15 protein-coding genes are annotated in these 21,965 nt (G+C 63.3%); 10 read left to right on the plus strand and 5 right to left on the minus strand.

Annotated features, from left to right (window positions below):
- Positions 1-62: 62 nt before the first annotated feature.
- Positions 63-2,243 carry an ATP-binding protein gene (locus tag KUV45_RS13040; protein WP_222161734.1) on the plus strand — a complete coding sequence of 727 codons (2,181 nt, stop codon included), beginning with the start codon at positions 63-65 and terminating at the stop codon, positions 2,241-2,243.
- A 145-nt stretch (positions 2,244-2,388) separates the two neighbouring features.
- Here KUV45_RS13040 and cra read toward each other — a convergent pair whose 3' ends face one another.
- Positions 2,389-3,393, minus strand: a complete 1,005-nt coding sequence (gene cra, locus KUV45_RS13045; protein ID WP_222161735.1) for a catabolite repressor/activator — start codon at positions 3,391-3,393, stop codon at positions 2,389-2,391.
- A 381-nt stretch (positions 3,394-3,774) separates the two neighbouring features.
- On the opposite strand from cra, the gene ptsP reads away from it, so the two are divergent.
- The 6 genes from ptsP to KUV45_RS13075 all read left to right on the plus strand — a co-directional run bounded on the left by ptsP (position 3,775) and on the right by KUV45_RS13075 (position 13,049).
- On the plus strand, positions 3,775-6,666 hold the full coding sequence (gene ptsP / locus KUV45_RS13050; protein ID WP_222161736.1) for a phosphoenolpyruvate--protein phosphotransferase: 2,892 nt from the start codon (positions 3,775-3,777) through the stop codon (positions 6,664-6,666).
- Positions 6,663-7,664, plus strand: a complete 1,002-nt coding sequence (locus tag KUV45_RS13055) for a 1-phosphofructokinase family hexose kinase (RefSeq protein WP_222161737.1) — start codon at positions 6,663-6,665, stop codon at positions 7,662-7,664. The genes ptsP and KUV45_RS13055 overlap by 4 nt, the downstream gene beginning before the upstream one ends.
- On the plus strand, positions 7,661-9,418 hold the full coding sequence (locus KUV45_RS13060; protein ID WP_222161738.1) for a PTS fructose-like transporter subunit IIB: 1,758 nt from the start codon (positions 7,661-7,663) through the stop codon (positions 9,416-9,418). Before KUV45_RS13055 ends, KUV45_RS13060 begins: the two co-directional genes overlap by 4 nt.
- Positions 9,419-9,774: 356 nt before the next feature.
- Positions 9,775-10,341 (plus strand): antibiotic biosynthesis monooxygenase, encoded by a 567-nt coding sequence (locus tag KUV45_RS13065; RefSeq protein WP_206939784.1) that lies wholly within the window; start codon positions 9,775-9,777, stop codon positions 10,339-10,341.
- Between the two features lie 112 nt (positions 10,342-10,453).
- Positions 10,454-11,662, plus strand: a complete 1,209-nt coding sequence (nosP, locus tag KUV45_RS13070; protein ID WP_222161739.1) for a nitric oxide-sensing protein NosP — start codon at positions 10,454-10,456, stop codon at positions 11,660-11,662.
- Positions 11,646-13,049: a hybrid sensor histidine kinase/response regulator gene (locus KUV45_RS13075; RefSeq protein ID WP_308126713.1), complete on the plus strand. Its 1,404-nt coding sequence runs from the start codon at positions 11,646-11,648 to the stop codon at positions 13,047-13,049. Before nosP ends, KUV45_RS13075 begins: the two co-directional genes overlap by 17 nt.
- Before the next feature lie 186 nt (positions 13,050-13,235).
- Here KUV45_RS13075 and KUV45_RS13080 read toward each other — a convergent pair whose 3' ends face one another.
- Positions 13,236-13,925, minus strand: coding sequence for a response regulator transcription factor (locus tag KUV45_RS13080; RefSeq protein ID WP_222161741.1), 690 nt, complete (start codon positions 13,923-13,925; stop codon positions 13,236-13,238).
- Between the two features lie 142 nt (positions 13,926-14,067).
- Between KUV45_RS13080 and KUV45_RS13085 the strand changes: the two genes are divergently transcribed.
- Together KUV45_RS13085 and adhP are read left to right on the plus strand one after the other, a co-directional pair.
- The gene (locus KUV45_RS13085) at positions 14,068-15,588 is read left to right on the plus strand and encodes an aldehyde dehydrogenase family protein (protein ID WP_222161742.1); all 1,521 of its coding nucleotides are present in this window, start codon (positions 14,068-14,070) and stop codon (positions 15,586-15,588) included.
- Positions 15,589-15,799: 211 nt separating this feature from the next.
- On the plus strand, positions 15,800-16,828 hold the full coding sequence (gene adhP / locus KUV45_RS13090) for an alcohol dehydrogenase AdhP (protein WP_222161743.1): 1,029 nt from the start codon (positions 15,800-15,802) through the stop codon (positions 16,826-16,828).
- An 87-nt stretch (positions 16,829-16,915) separates the two neighbouring features.
- On the opposite strand, the gene KUV45_RS13095 is transcribed toward adhP, so the two are convergent.
- From KUV45_RS13095 to KUV45_RS13105, 3 genes are all read right to left on the minus strand, one after another.
- Complete coding sequence (locus KUV45_RS13095; protein ID WP_224851827.1) at positions 16,916-17,263, minus strand: DOPA 4,5-dioxygenase family protein; 348 nt, start codon at positions 17,261-17,263, stop codon at positions 16,916-16,918.
- Positions 17,264-17,497: 234 nt separating this feature from the next.
- On the minus strand, positions 17,498-19,543 hold the full coding sequence (gene betT, locus KUV45_RS13100; protein ID WP_206939767.1) for a choline BCCT transporter BetT: 2,046 nt from the start codon (positions 19,541-19,543) through the stop codon (positions 17,498-17,500).
- A 799-nt stretch (positions 19,544-20,342) separates the two neighbouring features.
- The gene (locus KUV45_RS13105) at positions 20,343-20,966 is read right to left on the minus strand and encodes a hypothetical protein (RefSeq protein ID WP_222161744.1); all 624 of its coding nucleotides are present in this window, start codon (positions 20,964-20,966) and stop codon (positions 20,343-20,345) included.
- A gap of 350 nt (positions 20,967-21,316) precedes the next feature.
- On the opposite strand from KUV45_RS13105, the gene KUV45_RS13110 reads away from it, so the two are divergent.
- Positions 21,317-21,916 carry a LysE family translocator gene (locus KUV45_RS13110; protein WP_222161745.1) on the plus strand — a complete coding sequence of 200 codons (600 nt, stop codon included), beginning with the start codon at positions 21,317-21,319 and terminating at the stop codon, positions 21,914-21,916.
- Positions 21,917-21,965 lie beyond the last annotated feature (49 nt).

The raw sequence follows: 21,965 nt of genomic DNA on the forward strand, positions 1-21,965 counted from the left end.
TCGCTGCGGTTTAGGCGTGTGCGCCCGTGGCGGGAGGAGGGCGTCTTGGGCGTCCGCGTTACATGAGGCGTTATCCGCTTCGGCTTGTCTTCAGCGCCGTGGCCGCGCTGGCCTTTTTTGCCGCCGCCATGGTGGTGATCGGGCTGGTCGCGTGGCGCCAGGACAATCTGGCCCACCGGGTGATGGAAGACGTGACCTGGCACAGCTACAAGCTGGACCGGGACACCGTGCAGCTTCGCAACCTTCTGCTGTTTGGCGAACATGGAGCGCATGGTGTCGCCGATTTCAGGCTGGAGTTTGATCTGCTCTACAGCCGTTTAAACCTGTTTCAGCATAGCGATATCAGTGAGTTGTTGGAGCAAGCGCCAGCGGCACGCCGTCAGTTGTCGTTGATCACTGACCTGATGAAAGACCTGGACGCGGAAGTGAGTGTGCTGTCAGCACTGGACAGCGATACCTTATCCCTACTTGATCAGCGACTGGTCCGCCTGAGTACGGAGACCGAGCGCTTGATCATGGCCGTCAACGGCTACCTGGCCGAGGTCAATACGGAGGAGCGTCAGCGGCTCCAGTGGTTGTATGTGCTGTTGCTGGTGATGATTCTGGGCATGACCCTGGCAGGGGGCGTCATGCTTACTGTGCTGCTCAAGGAAGCGCGGGACAACGAGGCGTCTCGCAAGGCCTTGGAGACCTTGAGCGGTGAGCTGGAGATCAGTGCACGGCGGGCCCAGTCTGCCAGCCAAGCCAAGTCGGATTTTTTGGCCACCGTCAGTCATGAAATACGCACCCCGCTCAACGGCGTCATCGGCATGAGTGAGCTGTTAAGCGACCTTGATCTGCCTGAACGCGCCGATCACTACTCTCGCACGATCCATTCCAGTGCCCGTCAGTTGATGGGCATGATCGATGACATTCTGGACTTTTCCAAGATCGAAGCCGGCCGCATGGAAGTGGACGTGCAGCCGGTGCAGCTGGACCGGCTGGTGGAAGAAACCCTCGATCTTTTCCGTCCCAAGGCCCTGACCAAACGGCTGAAATTGCTGAGCCACATGGATGACACCTTGCCGCCGTGGATTGAAGGCGACCCCGGGCGGCTGCGCCAAGTGGTGCTGAATCTGCTGGCCAACGCGATCAAGTTTACCGATCGTGGCATGGTGCGTCTTTCAGTGACGCGGCTGGACGATGAGCGGATCCAGTTTGATGTGGTGGATACCGGTCAGGGTGTGGATGCCTCGCTGCTGCCCCAGCTGTTCGAGCCGTTCAGGCAAGGTGACGCTTCGGTGGCACGGCGTTACGGGGGGACAGGGCTGGGGCTTGCCATCTCCAAACGGCTGGTGGAGTCGATGGGCGGAGAGATCGGCGTCGACAGTCGCTGGGGCAAGGGCAGCCGATTCTGGTTCAGCTTACCTCTGGTGGCCTGTGAGCAAGACGAGCGTGCCATGCCGACGGCCCCCACCGGGCGCCCGCGGGTGGCCCCGAAGCAGCTGGCCGAAGCGGATCTGCTGGTGGTCGAAGATAACCTGGTCAACCAGGAGGTGGCCATGGCGATGCTCGAACGCCTGGGTTGCGCCGCGACCCTGGCGGCCAGTGGCAAGGAAGCGCTGGCACTGTGCGGCGAGCGTCGCTTCGATCTGATTCTGATGGATATTCAGATGCCGGACCTTGATGGTCGAGAAGTGACGCGGCGCTTGCGTAGCTTTGCCGACTGGCGGCGGGACGTACCGGTCGTGGCCATGACCGCAGGTGGAGCCAGCCATGATGAGGCAGACTGCCTGGCTGCCGGTATGAATGACTACCTTAACAAGCCGCTGCTGATGGGCACCTTGCTCAGCGTTCTCAAGCGCTATCTGCAAGGAGAGGGGCATGCTGTCGAGGGAGCGAGCGCGGCGACCTCGCTGATCAACGTCAAGACACTGGATGCGTTGGACGAGGGCCTGGGCGGCGAGCGCAGAAACGCCTTGGTCAAGCTGTTCGGGCGTCAGGCGCGAGCCCGGCTGCCGGATATCGAGCGGGCCTATCGCGAGGGCGAAGATGAACCCTTGGCGCGACTTGCCCACCAGCTTCGCGGTGAAGCCGCGGGAGTCGGGGCCCAGGCCGTGGCGGAAGCCGCCCAAGCCCTGGAATTCTGGGTCAGGGAAGGGCGTCCCACGGAAGCGCGGGGTGTGATCGACAGCTTGCCCGATCTGCTGGAGCGAACCCTGGAGGCCTACGCTCAGAGCCAATACCGTTTCCCGCTGGCATGATATTGGCTCCGGCATGGCATTGGCTCTGACATGGCCCTGGCTCTGACATGGCCTTGGCTAGAGCGCGGGCGACAGTAGCGTTACGCCCCAAGGGCAAGTCATCCTTGAGGAGTGATCCGCGTATCGCGCAATGACCTGGACGCTGTCAAGAGCGGTAACTGGTGGGCAACGGCCGCCGCCAGCGCGGATGGCGCGGTACGACGGTGCGCTGGGGACTATAGCGTCCATTGACCGCTTCCAACGCCAGATCCAGGGCCTTGTGGGCGATGGTCTGGTGATCCTGGACGGCGGAATTGACCGCCAGCGGCAAAAAGTCCAGCAGCCGGTTGTCACCGAAGCTGGCCATGGCCAGGCGAGAGGGAAGCCCTCCGCGGGCGATCAACTCGTCCAGCGCACCCTCCAGCAGAATGTATGAGGCGGTAACCAGCGCATCCGGCAGTCCGTTGGCATCCATGTACTCGCCAAGCATTCTGGCGCCTTCCTCCCGGGCATACTGATGGCCGCTGGCCAGCGTGCACTCCAGCTCGCGCCCTTCGATGCCGCGGTGGAAGCCGGCGCGACGCTCGGCGGTGATCGACAGGTGGGGCACCGCGTCCAACCACAGAATGCGTTTTACCGAGGACGTCATCAACGACCGCGTCAGCTGTTCCGCTGCATTGGCGTCATCACTGACGACGCTGGCGAACTGGTCAGCCGACAGTCCTCGGTCAATGGCGATGACGGGCAGGCCCTCTGCCATCATGTCGGCGTAGAAGATTTCCGGCTGCTCCAGACAGCTTGCGACGATAAGTGCCTCGCAGCGCTGAGCCCGAAGCGCCAGGGCCAGGTCCTTCTCACTGTCCGGCTGGTCGTCGGAGCCCACAATCAGCAGCTGGTAGCCCGCGGCCCTGGCACCTCGTTCCAGATGCTTGGCGAGCCTGGCATAGCTGGAGTTCTCCAGGTCAGGAATGATCAAGCCAAGAATGCGGCTGGTCCCTCTTCGCAAGGCGGCGGCCTGGGCGTCAACACGATAGCCATGCTCGCGGACCACGGCCATGACGCGATCCACCGTGTCCTGACGAATGCGACGCTCCTTGGCCTTGCCATTCACGATGTAGCTGGCGGTGGTGCGAGAGACGCCTGCCAAGCGAGCGATTTCGGCCAGGGTCATGCGGTTTACTCCCTCTTGTGGATGCCACGGTATCGGCGTAGGTGTTGCCGGAAAGACGGCGGCGCCGGTTCATGCCTGCGCTGTCACGTACCTGCGCGAGATGCACGCAGGGGTAGTCTACCTGTTGGCGGTCGCGGTGCCCCCTGCCAAAGTCTTAACAAACCCGACTTGCCTTATGCGCTGAATCGTACCAGCATTGTGCCATGGTGAGGTGACACGATTCAGCTTTGTGACAGATCAAACGCCAGACCTGGCCGAGCAGGGACAAGGCTCGCTGGCCCAGCAACGCCATGGTCCCGGCGATCCCGCCTGTCTCGTATCACCCTAGTGACTGTTCATTACCGGTGGGGCCCGCAGGTGCCTCGCCCAGGAGAACTTCAGATGCTGACGCTGAATGCCGACGACGTCTTGCTGGACTGTCGTGCCGAGAGCTGGCGCCACGCCCTGGATACGGCCTTCGACGCGCTGAAGGCGGCCGATCTGGTAGAAGATGGCTATCGCCAGGGACTGCACGACAGGGAAGCCCAGTCGTCTACCTGGTTAGGCAACGGGATTGCGATTCCCCATGGAACTCCCGCCAGTCGCGAGGCAGTGCGGCAGACAGGGGTACAGGTATTGCAGTTTCCCGAGGGGGTCGAGTGGCACGATGGCCAGCGGGTACACGTGCTGGTGACGATCGCTGCCCAGAGCGACGAGCACCTCGATATTCTGCGTAGCCTGACCCATGTGCTGGACCAAGAGGGAGTGTCGCAGCAGCTGGCGGCGGCGACCACCGCCGCTGAGGTGGTGGCACTGCTTGGACGCAAGGTGGTGAGCGCCCGGCTCGACGCAAAGACGTTGGTGCTCAACCAGGCCGGGCAGGACATGTTTGACCTGCTGCTGGCGGGCGCGCAGCGACTCAGGCATCTCGGCCTGGTCGATGGTCGCTTTGTCGGGGACGTGCTTGAGCAAGCGCCTGCTGCCCTCGGCCATGGTCTGTGGCTGTATGCCAGCGACACCGGGGTGGCGGAGCCAGGCATGGCTGTGGTTACCCCTGCCGCTGCCATCGAGCATCAGGGTGGCCGGATCAAGGCCGTGCTGTGCCTTGCGGCCCAGGGGGAGGCGGGCCGGCCACTGGCAGACGCGGTCCTGTCCTTGGTCGACGCCCTGGCGTCGACCCCGGCACCTGAGCTGGACGAGGGTGATGCCGATGCCTGGCTGAGCCTGCTGGCTGGCGAAGGCGGTGGCGTGGCTAGCCGGCGGGTGCAGCTGCTCAACGCTCATGGGCTGCATGCGCGCCCCGCCAAGGTGCTGGTGCAGAAGGCCCGTGAAGCGGGGGTGGCAGTGCAAATACGCCTGGCCGACGGAGGTGGCCAGCCGGTCTCGGCGGCGTCCTTGACCAAGGTGATTGGCCTGGGTGCGCGTCGTGGCCAGGAACTCGTGCTGTCAGCGCGAGGCGATGGCGCTGAAATGGCCCTGGAGCAGCTGGCCGAGGCCATCACGGACGGCCTTGGCGAGCACGTTACACCGCTGACTGCCACCGCGACAGCGACACCCGCGGCGACGGCGGCAGACACGTTGGACAGTGAAGTCCCGCCAGTGCCCCAGGAGGATGAACCTGTCACCGCGGTTGCCGCCTCTCCTGGACTGGCAGTGGCGCCGCTGTACGTGCTGAAGACACCGCGCTTCGACTATCTCGAGCATGCCTCCGACCCTGCCGCGGAAAAGGCCCGTCTGGCCGATGCCATTCAGCAGGGTGCCGATCAGCTCGAGGCATTGATTCGCAGTACCGCAGGCGGCGAGGTCGCGGCAATCCTCTCGATGCACCAAGAAATGCTGGATGATCCCGAACTGGCCGAGGCCTCGCGAGAGGGGATCGATGAAGGGTTGTCCGCTGAGGCGGCCTGGTGGCAAGCGATCGACGTGGCCGCGCGGGCCCAGGAGCAGCTGGCGGATCGGTTGCTGGCCGAACGTGCCGCGGATCTGCGCGATGTTGGGCGGCGCGTGCTGGGCATTCTGTGTCAGATCGAACTACCGCAACCGCCGGATGAGCCTTACCTGCTGGTCACCGATGATATCGGCCCGTCAGATGTGGCTCGCCTGGACACCCAGCGGGTGAGGGGCATCGTCACGGCACGTGGTGGTGCGACGGCGCATAGCGCCATCCTGGCAAGAGCGCTGGGGATACCCGCGGTGGTGGGGGCTGGCGCTGGCGTGCTGCAGCTGACCAGCGGCACCGACATGCTGTTGGATGGCGACGAGGGCTGGGTCGTGGCGGCCCCGACGGCCGAGCGCCGCGAGCGCTTCGCGTCGCGCATGGAAGAGCTCGAGGCGCTCAAGGAAAAGGCGTGGGAGGCCCGTTTCAGTGAGGCGCGCACAGGCGATGGCCAGCGTATCGAGGTGATGGCCAATCTGGGTAATACCGCCCACGCGCATGACGCCGTCTCCCGCGGCGCGGAAGGCGTCGGGCTGCTGCGTACCGAGTTTCTGTTCATGGCCCACGCCTCGCTGCCCGATGTGGCCACCCAGGAACGCGAGTATCGTGAAGCGATGGACGCCCTGGACGGTCGTCCGCTGGTCGCGCGCACGCTGGACGTGGGTGGTGACAAACCCCTCTCCTATTGGCCGCTGCCCCAGGAAGATAATCCCTTCCTGGGACTTCGCGGCATTCGTCTGGCGCTCAAGCGTCCCCAGGTCTTGCGCGATCAATTTACCGCGTTGATCAAGGCCGCCGCAGGCCGTCCGCTGCGCATCATGCTGCCGATGGTCAAGGATGTGGCGGAGTTTCGCGCTGCCCGCGCCATCTTTGATGAGGTGCTGGAGACGCTGGGGGTGAGTCATGACGGGGAATCGCTCCAGCTGGGCGTCATGATCGAGGTTCCCTCCTGCGCCTTGCTGGCGCCGAGCCTGGCCCCAGAGGTCGATTTCTTTTCGATCGGGACCAATGACCTGACCCAGTACACCCTGGCGATCGACCGGGGACACCCGGAGCTGTCTGCTGACTCCGATGGCCTGCACCCGTCGGTATTGAGGCTGATTCGAATGACCGTTCAAGCCGCTCATGACCATGGCAAGTGGGTCGGTGTGTGCGGCGAGTTGGCCAGTGATCGCCAGGCGATCCCGGTGCTCGCAGGCCTGGGCATTGACGAGCTGTCGGTCAGCGCGCGCCAGGTACCCATGGTCAAGGCCAGACTGGCGAGTGTGACGATGGACAAGGCGCGCGAGCTCGCCGCCCTGTCTCTGGCACAGCCCACCGCCAGTGACGTGCGCCGCGCGCTGGAGGCCCAGCAATGAGCCGGAACCAGGACGAGGCCCACAAGGCCCCGGTGCTGACGATCTCGGCCAATCCCGCGCTGGATCTATCGGTAGGGCTGGCGCAGCTGGTGCCGGGCGCCCTGCATCGCGCTGAATCGGTGGAACTGACCGCGGCGGGCAAGGGCGTCAACATGGCGCGAGTGCTGGCCGCGCTGGGCCATCCGGTGTGTGTGACCGGCTTCCTTGGCAAGGACAACGACGCCGCCTTTGTCGACGCCTTTGCCGACATGGGGGTCGAAGACGCCTTCGTGCGGCTGCCAGGGGCTACCCGTATCAATACCAAGCTGACCGAGCAGGATGGTCGCGTCAGTGACATCAATGCGCCGGGGCTGGCGCTCGAGGAAGAGCACTGGCAACGCTTGCTCGACACCCTGGATCAGCGCCTGAGCCAGCCTCAGCTGCGGCCTGCGGCGGTCATGATTGGAGGGAGTCTGCCTCCGGGAATTGCCCCCCAGGCCCTGGGTGAGTTGATCTCTCGGGTCAAGGCCGCCGGGATCCCGGTGTGGGCAGATACCAGCGGTGAAGCTCTGCGAGTCGCGGTCAAGGCCGGCGCCGATGCGGTCAAGCCGAATGTGGAAGAGCTGGCTGAGTGGGCCGGGCGTGCGCTGCCCGGTGATGACGCCATCCACCAGGCGACCTTGGAGCTGTTCGCTGCCGGCGTCGGCGATGTGGTGGTCTCGGCCGGGGCTTCTGGAGTGACCTGGTTGGGTCAGCAGGGGCTGTGGCAGTCGCTTCCCCCTGCCGTCAAGGTCAGCAACACCGTATGTGCCGGAGACACCCTGTTCGCCGGACTGCTCCATGGGGTGCTGTGCGAGTGGTCTGCCGAGCAGGCGTTGAGATTCGCCACGGCGCTGTCCGCCGAAGCGGTGCGCCATACCGGTGTCGGATGTAGCGACGCCGGCGACTTTTCCGATCTTCTTTCCGACACCAGGGTGCGACGCCGCAATGACGTCGAAGCCCGGGGAGTAATGGCATGAATGTGATTGTGCTGACGAACTGCCCGAGTGGCAGCGTCACGAGCTATCTGGCGGCTCAGCGCCTGGAGCCTGCAGCCAAGGCCAAGGGCTGGCAGGTATCCGTCGAGATGCATTCGAACCTGGCCAAGGTCGAGGCGCTGTCCAACGACACCCTGGCCGCGGCTGAACTGGTCATCGCCGTCGGCGAGCCGCTGGCAGGGGCGCATCGTTTCAGCGGCAAGCGGCTGTATCGCGGCCAGCTGGCCGACGCGCTGGGCGATCCTGATGCCTTTCTCGACAAGGCGGCGCGTGATGCGCAGGTTTTTACACCGCTCAATGACGGCGCCGAGGGGCTGTCAGCGGGCGCTGTCGCGGAGCCGGGAAGCAGTGCGCGTATTGTGGCGGTGACCGCTTGTCCCACCGGGGTGGCGCACACCTTCATGGCGGCCGAGGCACTGGCGGAGGCCGGGCGTGCCTCGGGTCACCAGATTCGCGTCGAGACTCAAGGGTCGGTGGGTGCTCAGGACCAGCTGACGTCCGAGGAAATCGCTAGCGCCGATGTGGTCATTCTGGCCTGTGATATCGAAGTGGACCCCAGTCGTTTTGCTGGCAAGCGGATCTATCGCACCTCCACCGGCAACGCCCTGAAGAAGTCTCGTCAGACGATCGAGGCTGCCTTGCAGGAGGCGAGCCTTGAAAGTGGTGGCGAGCAGGCCAAGGCCGAGTCCGCCAAGAGTTTCAAGGAAAAGGGGGTCTACAAGCACCTGTTGACCGGTGTGTCATTCATGCTGCCCATGGTGGTGGCTGGCGGTCTGCTGATTGCATTGTCCTTTGTCTTCGGGATCGAAGCGTTCAAGGAAGAGGGCACACTACCGGCTGCGCTGATGGAGATAGGTGGTGGCACCGCCTTTGCCCTGATGGTGCCGGTGCTGGCCGGCTACATCGCCTATTCCATCGCCGATCGACCCGGCATTGCACCCGGCATGATTGGCGGCATGTTGGCCTCGAACATTGGCGCGGGGTTTATTGGCGGCATCCTTGCCGGCTTTCTGGCCGGCTACGTGGCCAAGGCGGTGACGCGCTACGTCAGGCTGCCCTCCAGCGTCGAGTCGCTCAAGCCGATCCTGATTATCCCGCTGGTCGCGAGCCTGGTAACGGGGCTGGTGATGATCTACGTGGTCGGCGAGCCGGTGGCACAGCTGCTGACAGCCCTGACCTCGTTTTTGGAAAGCATGGGATCCACCAACGCGGTGCTGCTGGGAATCCTGCTCGGCGCGATGATGTGCTTTGACCTTGGCGGACCGGTCAACAAGGCGGCGTATACCTTCGGCGTGGGTCTACTGGCCTCGGAAACCTATGCCCCCATGGCGGCCATCATGGCGGCTGGCATGGTGCCTGCGATTGGCATGGGGATTGCCACTTTTGTGGCCGGGCGAAAGTTCGCAGATGCGGAGCGTGAAGCGGGCAAGGCATCCTTTGTGCTGGGCATGTGCTTTATCAGTGAAGGCGCCATTCCCTTTGCGGCCAAGGATCCGCTGCGAGTGATTCCGGTCAGCATGCTGGGTGGAGCCATCACCGGGGCCATCTCCATGCTGGTGGGGGCCAAGTTGATGGCACCTCATGGCGGCGTCTTCGTGCTGCTGATCCCTAACGCCATCACGCCGGTGTTGTGGTACCTGCTGGCCATCGTCGCCGGATCGCTGGTGACAGGCCTTGGTTATGCGGCGATCAAACGCAGTGAGGTGTCTGCCATGCCCGTCGGCGAAAGCAGCTGATGGAAAGGTGACACGCTGCACAGGTGTGGTGCATTGATGTGACCCGAAGGGTCCTGTCGGTGCGATGGTCAGGCTCGGCCCCTTGGTGGGTCGGGCCTTTTTTCTGTAAAAGTGATTTTTTTCGAGAAGATAAACTGTCATTTGACGAAGGTGCCAAGAGAAAGATGACGCCCACCGGCGCTGTGTCATAATGGCTTGGATTTTGCTTGATAAAGCATGTACCGACGTTGCCGCTGCCGCTGACTACCCTAGCCGCCGCGGCGTGGGCCTTACCGGGCCCGTAGTAACCCCTACCCTGGGTATCTGGAGGCGTTCGGCGCTGATCGCGCGGCGACTCCGGTTGATGAGGAGATCCCATGTCAAGCAAACCTGTCACATTGATGGTGGCACGCCGCGTCGCACGAGGCCGCTACCACGACTTTACCGTCTGGCTCGACGAAGGCCGTGAACTTGCCGCGGATTTTCCTGGTTACCTTGGTTCCGGCATCCTGGCACCGCCTCCCGGGGACGACGAGTACCAGATCATCTTTCGCTTTCAGGACTCCGACACCCTGGCCCGCTGGGAGCATTCGGCCTCTCGCCGCGCTTGGCTTGAGCGTGGTGCCGGGCTGTTTGATGCTCCGCTAGAACGCCGCGCGGTGGGACTGGACAGCTGGTTTTCGTCGCCTGGACCGAGAGTCCCCCCGCGCTGGAAGCAGGCCATCGCCATCTGGCTGGCGTTTTTTCCCGTGTCGCTGATGTTCCAGTGGGGGTTGGGGGATGCGCTGGCGACACTGCCGATGGTGCCTCGTGTGCTGGCCAGCACATTGATGCTGACGCCGGTCATGGTGTTCCTCTTCATCCCCCTGTCCACGCGCCTGTTGGCGCCTTGGCTGCAGGCCCCCACGCGGCGCCTGCCGCGGTTCAAGCTACGCCGAAGCTGAGCCAGCCGAGTTCACACCAGAGCATTGAGTCGTGACCCTGGCGGCACCTACACTCAAGGGAGCGCGGTGCGACACGCCGTGCGCCCCTGTGTGCAGGAGCCGAGGACCTTCAATGGCGGATAGGAATAGGGTTCTGGACGGTGAGACGGATCGTGGGACGGATAGCGGGATATCCGCCCCGGTCGCGCGCGACCACGAGGCGCTTGGCCTGAGCGTCGCATGTAGTCGCGATCCCCGGCCTGGGGTTGCGGCGCAGGAGTTGAAGCAAGGACTCGATCACCCCGATCTTGGGTTCGTGCTGTTCTTCGTCAGTGCCGAATACCCGCTGGACGAGCTGGCCGAGGCGATCGACGCCAGGTTTGGTGAACTGCCGGTGGCCGGGTGTACCAGCGCGGGTGAGATTACGCCAACAGGCTATGCCCGCGGCTCCATCGTGGCCATCGGCTTTAATCGTCGGCACTATGGCGTCGCCACGACCCTGATCGAGGAGCTGGACGACGTCACATTGCCGGACGCGCAGCGTCGGGTCGAGGCGCTCTTGAGCAGCGCGCGACGACGCCTGCCGGGAGAGGCGTTTGCGCTGACACTGCTCGATGGTCTGTCGGCCAGTGAAGAGCAGGTGCTGGCGACGCTCGACGCCGCACTTGGCGGTATCCCGAGCTTTGGCGGCTCAGCGGGCGACGACAATCACCTGGCCCATACCCATGTGTTTACGGCAGGGCGCTTTCACAGTGGTGCTGCGGTTGTCGTGCTGATCACCACCCACCACCCCTTCGAGGTGTTTTCGTCCCACCATCTCAAGGCCCGCAGGGAGAAGCTGGTGGTGACCCGTGCCGACGCCGAGGGGCGGCGCGTGCTGGAGCTCAATGCGCTGCCCGCTGTCGATGAGTACGCGCGGTGGGTGGGAGTGCCAGCCAGCCAGCTCGATGAAGGGGTGTTCGCCCGCTTCCCGCTGGCGGTCAAGCTGGGGGATGCCTACTACGTGCGCTCCATCCAGCGTGCCAATGCCGACGGCAGTCTCAGCTTCTACTGTGCGGTGGAAACCGGCATCGTGCTGACCGCGATGGCTGCCGAGCCCATTCTCACCGCGCTGGAGCACACCCTGAGCGGACTGCGGCAGCGGCTAGGCAGCCCACAGTTGATCATCGGCTGCGACTGCTTTCTACGTCGTCTCGAGATAGAAGCCCTCGATCAGGTGGCAGAGGCCTCCCGCCAGCTGTCCGGGGCATCGGTGCTCGGCTTCAACACCTATGGCGAACAGCACCATGGCATGCACGTCAATCAGACCTTCACGGGGGTGGCGATTGGATCTGGCCGGTGAGCGACAGCCGAGTACCTTGACGACGGCGCTGGAACACGAGCTGGAGGAAGAGAACCGGCGACTGCGCAAGATCTGCCAGGCGTTGATGGAACGCGTCGAGTCGGCGGGCATGGGGTCGGCGCCCTATGGCGCCTTCGAACACGCCGTATTGCTGGCGGAGCAGGTGCGCGAACGTACCGAGACGCTGCACCGCACCCTCGATGAGCTGGCAGAGGCCAATGCGCGGCTGGAGGAGGCGCGGCGCGAGGCAGAAGCGGCCAATGCCTCCAAGACACGTTTTCTTGCGGCGGTCAGCCACGATCTGCTGCAACCCTTGAACGCAGCCAGACTGTTTGCCAGCGCTCTGGAAGAGCAGCAGCTAGGCCATGAGCCCGGTCGCCTGGTCCACCGCATCGATCGCTCCCTGGCGGATGTGGAGTTGCTGCTGGGGACGCTGGTGGATATCTCGCGGCTCGATGCGGGCGTGCTGACGCCGGATATCGCCCCCTTTTCAGTGGCGCAGCTGCTGGACGTGCTGGCGGAAGAATGCCGCCAGATGGCGGGGGCGCGGGGGCTGGCGTTGCGCTACGTCGCCAGCAGCGCCTGGGTCGCCTCGGACCTGGCCCTGCTGGCCCGCGTCATCCGTAACCTGATGTCCAATGCGGTGCGCTATACCGAGTCCGGACGCGTGTTGCTGGGCTGTCGGCGTCGGCAGATCGGTGGAGCGGCCTGTCTCGAGATTGTGGTCGGCGATACCGGACCAGGCATCGATGCAGCACGCCAGCAGGACATCTTCCTCGAGTTTCGGCGTGGTGATGCCGACGCCAAGGCGCAGGAGCGCGGCCTCGGTCTTGGGCTTGCGATTGTCGAGCGCATCGCGCGCTTGCTGGATCATCCCATTCGGCTGGTCAGCCGGCCCGGGCATGGCGCCTTGTTCTCGGTCACGGTTCCCCTTGTCGAGTCGGTGCCGACGCCGCTGGAGACGCCCGACAGACAGCGCCTGCCCGGGGAAGAGGTGCTGGCGGGCAGCCTGGTCTGGGTACTGGACAACGACCGCGCCATTCTCGACGGGATGCGGGCGCTGCTGGGCGGATGGGGCTGCGAGTCGCGGCTGGCGCTTGAAGTCAGCGAACTTGAGCAAAGCCTGGACAGTGCAGAGGCTGCGCCTGATAACCCTGCGGGACCCAGGGTGGTGATGATCGATTATCACCTGGCCGATGACGAGGAAGACGGGCTCTCCCTGGCCCAGCGTCTTGCCGCCAGCGGGCGCGGTATCGTCCCGATTCTGATCACGGCCAACCACGACGCCGCCATCAAGCGCCGCTGTCGCGAGCAGGGCATCACCTGCCTGTTGAAGCCGGTGAAACCGCTACGGCTACGCCAGGCATTGGTGCATCTCTTGAGTTGAGGCGAGCGTGGGAGCCACTGGAAGGTTCGTGTCGCGACGGTAGGGAGGTGGTGTGTCGGTAGCACTTTATTTGGTTGAGTGAAGTGACGCAGCTGACTTGGCGCACGGTGTGCTGCCCTTCCCTACGTCTTCTTCCGGACCCTGGTCACGGCTGTCTGAAAACCTGGCTGCGTCGTAGTCGCCGCCTCAGCGGGTCCGTCGGTTTGCCAGGCAGGTCAAGAGGGTGGACTCGTCGGCGGCCAGGATGGCCTGCACCCGACTACTGACCCCGAGCTTCTTGAGAATGGCTGAAACGTGGGTCTTGACGGTGGTCTCGGCGATCTCGAGCTCCCGTGCGATGACCTTGTTGGAGGCTCCGCGGATGACCAGTGAGAGCACCTCAAGCTGCTTTATCGTCAGCTGGTTCAACACGTCCACGGGAGTGGCCGTGCTCTGCGCGGGGGCGGGAGAGGGCCTGACGGCAGACAGCTCAGCTGGCCGACGCATGATGTCCGCAGGCAGATAGATCTGCCCGTCAAGAATCTGCTTGATCGCCGCCAGCAGGTCCGGGCGAGGTGTGGATTTGGGCAGGTATCCAACCGCGCCTAGATCCAGCGCCCCCAGCACCGTGGCTCTGTCACTCTCGGCCGATAGCACGGCCACTGCCACGCTGGGGAACGCACGCCTGAGGGTATCGAGGCCATCGAGCCCCGAGGCATCGGGCAGGTTCAGGTCCAACAGCACCAGGTCGACATTGTCATCGGCATCCAACCCCTGGGCCAGAGCGGCGAAACAGTCCGCCTCGCGCAGCGAGGCACCGGGCAGTCCTGCCTGGATCACCGCGGTGATGGCGTCGCGAAACAGAGGGTGATCGTCAGCCACCATCAGGCTGTACATGTCGGGCTCTCCGCGTTCTTCACGATGAGCCTCCTACCGAAGGAGGAGGCGCTCTCCTGCCAGGGCAGTATGTCGCATGCCGGGTCCGTGACCAAGACTGGAATGGCGTACAACGACAACATCCTGACAAAGGAGACACGCCATGATCTATCAAAACCCCGGACAGCCCGGCGCCGTCGTCAGCTTCGACGAGCAATACGGCAACTACATCGGCGGTGAATTCGTCGCTCCGGTGAAGGGGCAGTACTTCGACAATGTCAGCCCGGTCAACGGCCAGGTGTTCTGCCAGATCCCACGCTCAACGGCGGAGGACATCGACAAGGCGCTGGATGCCGCCCATGCCGCAGCGCCGGCCTGGGGGCGCACCTCTGCCACGGAGCGCTCGAACATCCTGCTCAAGATGGCGGATCGCATCGAGGCCAACCTGGAAGCCTTGGCGGTGGCAGAGTGCTGGGACAACGGCAAGGCGGTTCGCGAAACCCTGAACGCCGACATCCCTCTGGCGGTCGACCATTTTCGTTACTTCGCCGGCTGTATTCGCGCTCAGGAAGGCACTGCTGCCGATATCGACGCACACACCGTGGCCTACCACTTCCATGAGCCGCTAGGGGTGGTCGGCCAGATCATCCCCTGGAACTTTCCACTACTGATGGCCACCTGGAAACTGGCCCCGGCGCTGGCGGCAGGCAACTGCGTAGTGCTCAAGCCGGCAGAGCAGACCCCCGCTTCCATTCTGAAGCTGATGGAAATCATTGGGGATCTGTTGCCTGCCGGGGTGGTCAATGTGGTCAATGGCTTTGGTGCCGAAGCCGGTGAGGCCCTGGCGACCAGCAAGCGGATCGCCAAGATTGCCTTTACCGGATCGACGCCGGTGGGGTCGCATATTCTCAAGTGCGCCGCCGACAACATCATCCCCTCGACGGTGGAACTGGGTGGCAAGTCGCCCAACATCTATTTTGCCGACATCATGAATGCCGAGCCGGAATTCATCGACAAGGCGGCCGAGGGCCTGGTGCTGGCGTTTTTCAACCAGGGTGAGGTGTGTACCTGTCCGTCGCGGGCGCTGATTCAGGAAAGCATGTATGAACCCTTCATGGCCAAGGTGATGGAGCGGGTCGCCACGATCAAGCGTGGCAACCCGCTGGACACCGATGTTCAGGTGGGTGCCCAGGCCTCCAAGGAGCAGTTCGACAAGATCATGTCCTATATGGACATCGCCCGTGAGGAGGGAGCCGAGTTTCTGACCGGGGGCAACCAGGCCAAGGTCGATCCGGCCCTGGATACCGGGTACTACATCGAGCCGACGCTGCTCAAGGGCAACAACCAGATGAGGGTGTTCCAGGAAGAGATTTTCGGCCCGGTGGTGGCTGTGACCACCTTCAAGGACGAGGAAGAAGCCCTGGCCATCGCCAACGATACCGAGTTTGGCCTTGGTGCTGGCGTGTGGAGCCGGGACATCAACGTGGCCTTCCGCATGGGTCGCGGGATTCAGGCCGGCCGTGTGTGGACCAACTGCTATCACCAATATCCCGCCCACGCCGCCTTCGGCGGCTACAAGAAATCCGGTGTCGGTCGCGAGACCCACAAGATGGTGCTCGAGCATTACCAGCAGACCAAGAACCTGCTGGTGAGCTACGACACGAATCCGCTGGGTTTTTTCTGATCCAATGATACTTGGCCAGTGGCAGCGCCGCTGGCCAAGTGGAGAGTCCGAGTGATCGCGCCGAACCTGGCGCATGTTACCGGCGCCTGTTGGGCGCCCATCGCCTGGTCGTCAATGTCGTGTGCGTGGTGATGAGTATGATGTATCGCGGGTCCTCGACATGGGCGTACCAAGGTCTTCTCATGCCTGAAACAAGGCAAGGAGTCATGCCATGCAACGCACTATGGAAGCCGCCGTCGTTCGTCAGTTTGGTCAACCCCTGAGCATCGAGGAAGTCGAGGTGCCGCGTCCTGCCAGAGGCGAGGTGCTGGTCAAGATTGCGGCATCGGGTGTGTGTCACACTGACTTGCACGCGGCTCACGGCGACTGGCCGGTCAAGCCCAATCCTCCTTTCATTCCGGGCCATGAAGGTGTCGGCCAGGTGGCAGCGGTCGGCGAAGGGGTCACCCATATCAAGGAGGGTGATCGCGTCGGTATTCCCTGGCTGTACACCGCCTGTGGGCACTGCGAACACTGCCTGGGGGGATGGGAAACGCTGTGCGAGTCGCAGCAGAACACCGGGTATTCGGTAAACGGCGGGTTCGCCGAGTACGCGATCGCCGATGCTGGCTTCGTCGGTCATCTGCCGGACAGTGTGGGCTTTGTCGAGATTGCTCCCGTGCTGTGTGCAGGGGTGACGGTGTACAAGGGGCTGAAGATGACTGATACCCGCCCGGGGCAATGGGTGGTGGTGTCGGGGATTGGCGGACTGGGCCATATGGCGGTGCAGTATGCCAAGGCCATGGGGCTGAATGTGGCAGCCGTTGATGTCGCGGATGACAAGTTGGAGCTGGCCAAAAAGCTGGGTGCCACGGTGACCGTCAACGCCCTCAAGGAAGACCCTGTGGCAGCGCTCAAGCGCGATATCGGCGGTGCCCACGGGGCCTTGGTCACGGCGGTGTCGCCGAAGGCCTTCGAACAGGCCCAGGGCATGGTTCGGCGCGGCGGTACCATTGCCTTGAACGGCCTGCCGCCAGGGGACTTCCCGCTGCCGATCTTCGATACCGTGCTGAATGGCATTACCGTGCGTGGTTCCATCGTCGGCACCCGTCAGGACCTGCAGGAAGCACTGGATTTCGCCGGTGAAGGCAAGGTCAAGGCCACCGTTTCCACCGATCGCCTGGCCAATATCAACGACATCTTCGGGCGCATGCTGGATGGCAAGATCGAGGGGAGGGTGGTGCTCGATATGCAGGGCTGACGATCCCTTCCTTTACAGAAGGGTGGTCCCGTAAGGGGGAGCGGTGGAGCCCAGGTTTCCAAGGCCCAGGTGCTTGCGTTCTGCCGCTCAGTCGCGGTGAAACACGTCGAGGTTCAACGTTTGGCTCTGGCCCAGCCAGATGACCCCCTGAGTGTGGTCAAACAGGTCATCGCCGGTACCCAGGTGCACAAAAATGTCCATGTCGCCCCGGTGGATGGCGAGCCAGGGCACAATGGCACCGAAGTCTTCAGCGGCGAAGGAGAGCTGGCAGCTCCAGCGTGGGTGTGGGCCCACCGGTTGTTGATGAAAGCGCCCGACCTTCACGGCAAAGCGTGCCTGGCAGGCGTCTGCCAACGTCTGCGCCTGGGCAAGCCCGCAAGCATCGTCGTAGTAGAGGTGGGCATGGTAGTAGCGAATCTGATCGACATCGGGCATCGGTAGGCTCCTTGGTAGTCCTTGTAGCATCGCGCCAATGGAGGGATGGAGCAACGGTGGTGGGCTGGCTTGCAGCTTCACGACCGCACCAGCACCACTTCTCGCCAGTCTCAGTCCTGGTCAGCCACACAGCACTCTCACTGCACCACTTTTATCAACGCACAAGAAAGCGGCGGCCCCTGGGGCCGCCGCAGTTGATTCTGATGTTGCAGGGATATCTGAATGCCAAGGTGTTCAGGGATCTTGAGTTGCCCCTTCCGGTGGCTCGCCGATGAAGCCAGGCATGGCCGGTGTCGGCGTGCCCTGGCGGGCAATGGCCAGGAACTGCAGATGACGCTCGTATTCGCCGAGCACGTCGTCGATGACCTGGCCGCGGGTGTAGCCGTTGAGGTTCTGCCCCAGGCCGCCTTCCGCCAGATGGACGTCCAGACGCAGGTAGTAGTCGTCATCGGCGGGCAGGAAGCTCGGCGTACGCATGCGGTGTGGTCTGACCTGATAGACGAAGCTCTGCATCTCATCGAAGTCCACCTGCAGGGTCAGGCGCGGCAACGGCTCGCCGTCGATCTGCTCCTCACTCAGGGTGGCGGTCTGGCCACGGCGCTCGAGCTCTTCCACAAACTGGGCGAGGCCGGGACGCAAGGCGTGCTTGATGGTGGACTCCGCGCCGGCGCGATTGGAGGTGTCCAGCGCGCGATCCAGGCGCTCCTTCCAGTTGCCTCCTTCACCGCTGGCCGCTACCAGCTTGCGCGCGTCGGCCTTTTCCTTCTCCGTGCGCAGCGCACGAGTCAGCCCGACCATGATCGCAAACATCACCAGCGAGAAGGGCAGGGCTGTGATCACTACCGCACTTTGCAGAGCGTCCAGACCACCGGCCATCAGCAGGGCAATGGTAATCAGACCAATGATGGCAGACCAGAAGATGCGCAGGCGAATCGGTGCATCATGGTTCACGTCACGCAGGATCGAGGTGAAGTTGGCCAGGACCAGAGCCCCGGAGTCAGCGGAGGTCACGAAGAACACCACACCCAGCAGTGTCACCACCGAGGCGGTAATGCTGATATAGGGATACTGCTCCAGGAAGGTATAGATGGTGGTCTGCGGCGTGGCCAGAGCCTGCTCGCCCAGCACCGTCAGCCCGTCATTGGCGACCATGTCGATCCCGGAGTTACCGAAGATGGACATCCACGCCATCATGAAGCCCAGTGGAATCAGCAGGGCACCCATGGCGAACTGGCGAATGGTGCGCCCACGCGAGATACGAGCGAGGAACAGGCCAACAAAGGGCGTCCAGGCAATCCACCAGCCCCAGAAGAAGATGGTCCACCAGCCCTTCCACTGCTGTGCGTCGCTGCCGGCGAACGCATAGGTGTCGAAACTCTTGCCGACAAAGCCACCCAGATAGTCCCCGACGTTAAGCACCAGGGCATTCAGCAGATGAAGCGTATCGCCCTGGAACAACACGAACAGCAGCAGGGCAGCAGCCAGCAGCATGTTGAACTCGGACAGGCGACGGATGCCTTTCTCTACGCCGGTCACCACGGAGATGGTCGCCAGTATGACCACCAGTACGATCAGCACGACTTGCGTCGAAAGGCTCTCAGGCACGCCGAACATGAACGTCAGGCCGTAATTGAGCTGGATGACGCCGATGCCCAGGCTGGTGGCGATACCGAACACCGTGGAAATGACCGCGGTGATGTCCACGGCATTGCCGATCGGGCCGTAGATGCGCTTGCCCAGCAGCGGATAGAGCGCGCTCCGGATGGCCAGCGGTAGGCGGTGACGATAGCTGAAGTAGGCCAGAGCCATGCCCATCAGGACGTACATGCCCCACCCGGTCAGGCCCCAGTGCAGGAAGGTCTGGGGGACGGCCTGGCGCAGCGCAGCGGCACTTTCCGGTGCCATGTCCGGAGGGGTCAGGTAGTGCGACAGCGGCTCTGCCACGCAGAAGAACAGCAGGTCGATGCCAATGCCTGCAGCGAACAGCATGGACGCCCAGGAGAGTAGCGAGAACTCTGGGCGGGAGTGATCCGGGCCTAGCCGAATGTTGCCGACGCGGGACAGGCTGATCACCAGCACGAATACCAGATAGGCCACGGCGGCCAGCATGTAGTACCAGCCAAAGGTATCGTTGACCCAGGCGAGCCCTGCATCGAACAAGGCGCCTGCCTGCTCGGTCAAGGTCATGGTGAAGATGAGAAAGACCACGATGCCTGCCACGGCGCCATGAAAGACGACGGGGTTGAGACGATCGCGGGAGGCGTTTTCATGTTGTGACATGCACGTGCTCCCTAGAGGATGAAATGAGACTGAGCCGATCCGGCAACTTGCTGACCGAGGCCCTGCTGTGCCGGTCTCCGTAGCGCCGTCCTGGCATCTCCCAGCGGGCATTCCTTGCTGCTACGCCATTTCGTTAATTGGATGAGCAATTAACGAAATGGTGGTGACGGAGTGTCGCGATCAATGCCGTCTGGCCGAAGGCTCATTGTGCTGCTGCCGATAGGGCAGGTCGCCAGCACAGCGAGTGTTCGCGAGACAGTAAGCGCGACCCCAGCGGCGGCTCTTGGATGGGGTCGCTGACGATCCTATCCAGCCGTTGGAGGCTCACATTTTATTGATTGAACGTTCAATAAAATACAGAGTCCCGATGCATCTTTCAAGGTCGTCACCAAAAGACCGTGGAGAAAGCGTTGGGCATGGCGCGCAGGAACCGGGTCAGAGAACGGGGACGAAGGGTGGGGCCAAGGAGCGGGCCCGAAGAACGGGGCCAGAGAACGGGACTAAGTAGCGGGGCCAAGGAATGGGAAAGAAAAACGAAGACGAGAAGCGCGGCCGAGAAATCCACGCCACGAGGGGGCGATACCCATGAAAAAGCCCCATACCGGGCGGCATGGGGCTTACGTGGGGCTGCCGGAAAGCGATTCCAGCGCCTAGGGAAACATGGCATCAATGATGACGCTCAAGAGGCTACGGTGACTGCAGCGACACGATCCTGGTGACCGTCAGTCATTTCGAGGCCGCCTGCTGCGGTGGTGTCATCAGCTGCAACAGGCTGCCAGTGTTTCCTTGTGGGCGGGGATCAGGCCTCGGGAGCGTGGCGCTTGCCATGCTCGTGAGGATGACGTTCGCCGTGGCCGCGAGGACCTTGATCATGGCCCGACATCAGGGCGTGCTTGAGCTCTCGCATCTGCTGCTCGTCAAGGATGTTGGCCATCTGGTCCCTGGAGGACGTCATCAGCTCGCGCCATGCATCGTGTCGCTGTTCGTCACTCTCGAAGTCCTGGGCCTTGAGAGCCTCGGCACCTTCCTTGAAGGACTCACGGGCAGCGTTGAAGGCCTCGCGGTCTTCAGCGGACAGCTCCCACTTGTCGACCAGCGCATTGACGCGCTCTTCGCGCAGTTCATGACGGGCGCGCTCCAGCGCGGCCATGCCATCTTCCCCGAGGATCTCCTGGCGCTGTTCGCGGAAATCGGCGTTCAGTTCCTCGATGGCCTCGTGATGCTCGATACCTGCCTGCTTGAGTGCTTCGCGGGTGTCGGCGTCGATGCCGGCACGCTCATACAGCTCCGCGCGCATATCAGGGCCAGCGTGACGTGGTCCTTCGTGGCGATCCGGAGCCGCGCTAGCGCTCATCGCGATCGGCAGCAGGGCAGCGGAGATGGCGGCAGACAGCAGGGCCTTGCGAGCAAACGTGGTGTTCATGTGTGACTCCTTCAGCGTTGATGACCCTTTATCAAGGGTGATGTTGTCCGGGCGATGCCCTTGTTGACGTGATTCATCTTGGCGGGGGCTCGTGCAACTGACATGCAGCCAATGTGCAGAGAAGCGGCAAGCGCAGCCGACGTTATGCAACACGCTGTTCCAGTCAGAGCCGCCGTGGCAGGCGGAAGGCTCCAAGGCGGTGGACGTGGCTGGTGGTGAGACGAGGCGGGTGGCGAGACAGGGAACAAGACTGGGTCAGGCGGCTGGCGGGACAGTGGGTGAAATTTTCTTCAATACCCGCACCAGCAGAAGCCTCAGGCTGAGGCTTTCCCCTGGGTGTGGAGTACGACATGACGTTTTCTGCTGATGAACTGTTGGCGATATTGGGATTTGCCTTGGTGGCGTCGCTTTCGCCGGGTCCCGTGAACCTGCTGATACTGACCGCCGGGATCGGCCACGGTGGCGCCCGAGCGATGCGCCTTGCGGTAGGCTCATGTGCTGGCTTCACGCTCTTGCTAGGCGTATTGGCGGCCGGACTTGGCAGCGTCTGGCAGGCGCTGCCGGTATTGCAGTGGGTGTTGAAGGCGGCGGGCGGAGGGTTCGTGGCGTGGCTGTCCTGGAAACTGCTGCAGGACCGCGGCGACTGGGGAGCAGAGGCCCATGGCACGGCGCCAGGGTTGATGACGGCGGCACTGATGCAGTGGCTCAATCCCAAGGCGTGGATCGCCTCCATGGCGGGGCTCGGGATCTTTACTGCGGGGCGAGGAGGGCTGGATATGGCCGTGTTTACCCTGACGTGGGGGACGGTCTGCTTTGCCAGTGCCTGCGTATGGGCATGGTGCGGGTCGCACGCGGGGCAGTGGCTGGCCGATGCGAGGCGTCGCCAGCTGCTGCAGCGCGGCTTGGCGGTGACACTGATGTGCAGTGGCGTATTGATGCTTCTGCCTTGATTGGGGGGCCCCTCTATCATCCGCTGGCGTTGCCCGCCCTTGGCCATCA

Origin of the sequence: Halomonas sp. DP3Y7-2 (assembly GCF_019800795.1) — a bacterium.
GTDB lineage: Bacteria > Pseudomonadota > Gammaproteobacteria > Pseudomonadales > Halomonadaceae > Halomonas > Halomonas litopenaei_A.

Excerpts from the sequence above, each read along its gene's own strand:
- KUV45_RS13040 (WP_222161734.1), top strand. The coding sequence starts at position 63 with ATGAGGCGTTATCCGCTTCGGCTTGTCTTCAGCGCCGTGGCCGCGCTG.
- cra (WP_222161735.1), bottom strand. The coding sequence starts at position 3,393 with ATGACCCTGGCCGAAATCGCTCGCTTGGCAGGCGTCTCTCGCACCACC.
- ptsP (WP_222161736.1), top strand. The coding sequence starts at position 3,775 with ATGCTGACGCTGAATGCCGACGACGTCTTGCTGGACTGTCGTGCCGAG.
- KUV45_RS13055 (WP_222161737.1), top strand. The coding sequence starts at position 6,663 with ATGAGCCGGAACCAGGACGAGGCCCACAAGGCCCCGGTGCTGACGATC.
- KUV45_RS13060 (WP_222161738.1), top strand. The coding sequence starts at position 7,661 with ATGAATGTGATTGTGCTGACGAACTGCCCGAGTGGCAGCGTCACGAGC.
- KUV45_RS13065 (WP_206939784.1), top strand. The coding sequence starts at position 9,775 with ATGTCAAGCAAACCTGTCACATTGATGGTGGCACGCCGCGTCGCACGA.
- nosP (WP_222161739.1), top strand. The coding sequence starts at position 10,454 with ATGGCGGATAGGAATAGGGTTCTGGACGGTGAGACGGATCGTGGGACG.
- KUV45_RS13080 (WP_222161741.1), bottom strand. The coding sequence starts at position 13,925 with ATGTACAGCCTGATGGTGGCTGACGATCACCCTCTGTTTCGCGACGCC.
- KUV45_RS13085 (WP_222161742.1), top strand. The coding sequence starts at position 14,068 with ATGATCTATCAAAACCCCGGACAGCCCGGCGCCGTCGTCAGCTTCGAC.
- adhP (WP_222161743.1), top strand. The coding sequence starts at position 15,800 with ATGCAACGCACTATGGAAGCCGCCGTCGTTCGTCAGTTTGGTCAACCC.
- KUV45_RS13095 (WP_224851827.1), bottom strand. The coding sequence starts at position 17,263 with ATGCCCGATGTCGATCAGATTCGCTACTACCATGCCCACCTCTACTAC.
- betT (WP_206939767.1), bottom strand. The coding sequence starts at position 19,543 with ATGTCACAACATGAAAACGCCTCCCGCGATCGTCTCAACCCCGTCGTC.
- KUV45_RS13105 (WP_222161744.1), bottom strand. The coding sequence starts at position 20,966 with ATGAACACCACGTTTGCTCGCAAGGCCCTGCTGTCTGCCGCCATCTCC.
- KUV45_RS13110 (WP_222161745.1), top strand. The coding sequence starts at position 21,317 with ATGACGTTTTCTGCTGATGAACTGTTGGCGATATTGGGATTTGCCTTG.